At 64.3% G+C, this 2,384-nt stretch carries 1 protein-coding gene; it reads left to right on the forward strand.

What is annotated here, in order from left to right; genetic code table 11:
* Nucleotides 1-2,384 (forward strand): condensation domain-containing protein (locus AACY42_RS28255; protein WP_339483789.1); only part of this gene is annotated, 2,384 nt, incomplete at both ends.

Below are 2,384 nucleotides of genomic sequence, written 5' to 3' on the forward strand. Positions count from 1 at the left end.
CCGTGGTGCTGGTGCGCGAAGACACCCCGGGCGAGAAGCGCCTGGTGGCGTACTTCACGCCGCGGGACCTGGACGTTGCGCCACACATCGAGACGCTGCGTACTCATTTGCAGGGGCAATTGCCGGACTACATGATTCCGGTGGCCTACGTGCGGCTCGACGCACTGCCGTTGACCGCCAACGGCAAGCTCGACCGCCGTGCACTGCCGGCGCCGGACAGCGACGCTTACGTCAGCCGTGAATATGAAGCCCCGCAAGGCGAGGTCGAGCAGCTATTGGCACAACTCTGGGCCGAACTGCTCAGGGTTGACCAGGTCGGTCGCCACGACAATTTCTTCGAGCTGGGCGGCCATTCGCTGCTGGCGGTCACGCTGATCGAACGCATGCGCCAGGTCGGCTTGAGCGCTGACGTGCGGGTGTTGTTCAGCCAGCCGACCTTGGCTGCGCTGGGCGCGGCCATCGGCAGTGGCCGGGAGGTGGATGTCCCGGTGAACCGGATTGTTCCGGACTGCGGACGGATCACCCCGGACATGCTCACGCTGATCGACCTTGATCAGGCGACCATTGACCGGGTCGTGGCGACAGTGCCGGGAGGGGCACCGAATGTGCAGGACATCTACCCGCTGGCACCACTGCAGGACGGCATTCTCTACCATCACCTGGCCGCCGAGCAGGGCGACCCCTATGTCTTGAAAACCGTGTTCGAACTGCACAGTCTCGACCGGCTGACGGCGTTTGTGGACGCCCTGCAACACGTCATCGATCGGCACGACATCCTGCGCACCAGCGTGGTGTGGCAAGGCTTCGACACGCCGATCCAAGTGGTGTGGCGCGAAGCGAAATTGCACCTGGAAGAGCTCGCCCTGGACATTTCCGAGGGCGAGATCGCGGCGCAGCTGCAGCATCGTTTCGACCCGCAACACTACCGGCTGGACATCACCCAGGCTCCGCTGATGCGTCTGGTCTTTGCCGAAGACGTGATCAACCGGCGTTGGGTGGCGGTGTTGCTGTTCCACCATATGGCCCTCGACCACACAGCCCTGGAAGTGGTGCAGCACGAGATGCAGGCACACCTGCTGGGCGAGGCCGACCAACTGGCCGTGGCGATGCCGTACCGCAACTATGTGGCGCAAGCGCGCCTGGGTGTGAGCCAACAAGAGCACGAAGGGTTTTTCCGCGAGATGCTCGGCGATGTCGACGAGCCGACGCTACCTTTCGGCTTGCAGGACGTGAGCGGCGACGGTCAGGACATCGAGCATGCCCGGCAAGTTGTCGAGGCAACCTTGAGCCTGCGTCTGCGAGCACAAGCCCGGCAGTTGGGCGTGAGTGCCGCTAGCCTGGTCCACCTGGCCTGGGCGCAGGTGTTGGGATGTGTGTCAGGCAAGGACGATGTGGTGTTCGGTACGGTCCTGCTGGGTCGGATGCAGGGCGGCGATGGCGCGGACCGGGCGCTGGGCATGTTCATCAATACCTTGCCGTTGCGGGTCGAAGTGAGCAGCCAAGGCGTGCGCGATGGGGTGAAAGCCACTCACGCTCGCCTGACCGGGTTATTGGGCCATGAACACGCCTCGCTGGCCCTGGCGCAGCGTTGCAGTGGCGTGGTTGCACCGTTGCCGTTGTTCAGCGCACTGCTCAATTATCGGCACAGCGCCAGCGCAGCGGCCGAGGTCTCGAATGAAACCCTGGCCGCGTGGGATGGCATCGAGTTCCGGAGTAACGAAGAACGGACCAACTACCCGCTGACCCTATCGGTGGACGACCTGGGCGACGGCTTCATGTTGAGCGCCCTGGTGTCGCAGGGAATCGGTGCGGCGCGCATCTGCGCTTACATGCACACGGCCCTGGAAAATCTGGTGCAGGCCCTTGAACACGCACCCCAGACACCACTCAACCGCCTGGAGATCCTGCCGGAGAGCGAACGTAACCAGTTGCTGGAGGATTTCAACGCCACCAAACGCGCCTATCCCCACGAGCAGACCGTCCTGGCGCTGTTCGAGGCCCAGGCCGCGCACCTGCCGCACGCGATTGCGGTGGTGCACGGACTGCGGAAAGTGACTTACGCGGAGCTGAACGAGCAGGCCAATCGCCTGGCCCATCACCTGATCGGCCTCGGCGTGCAACCGGACGACTGCGTGGCGATCCTGCTGCCACGCGCCGTCGAGCTGCTGGCCAGCCAGTTGGCGATTCTCAAGTGCGCGGCAGCCTACGTGCCGCTGGATCGCAACGCCTCGCTGGAGCGCCAAGGGTTCATGCTTGACGACTGCCAGGCCAAGTGCCTGCTGACGTTCAGTACCGAGGTGGTTCCTGAAGGCGCGCGGCGCATCGACCTGGACACGCTGGACGACCAAGGGCTGCTGCACAACCCGGCATTGGCGCAGTCCAGT

Origin of the sequence: Pseudomonas sp. RL_5y_Pfl2_73 (assembly GCF_963970515.1) — a bacterium.
Classification (GTDB): Bacteria; Pseudomonadota; Gammaproteobacteria; order Pseudomonadales; family Pseudomonadaceae; genus Aquipseudomonas.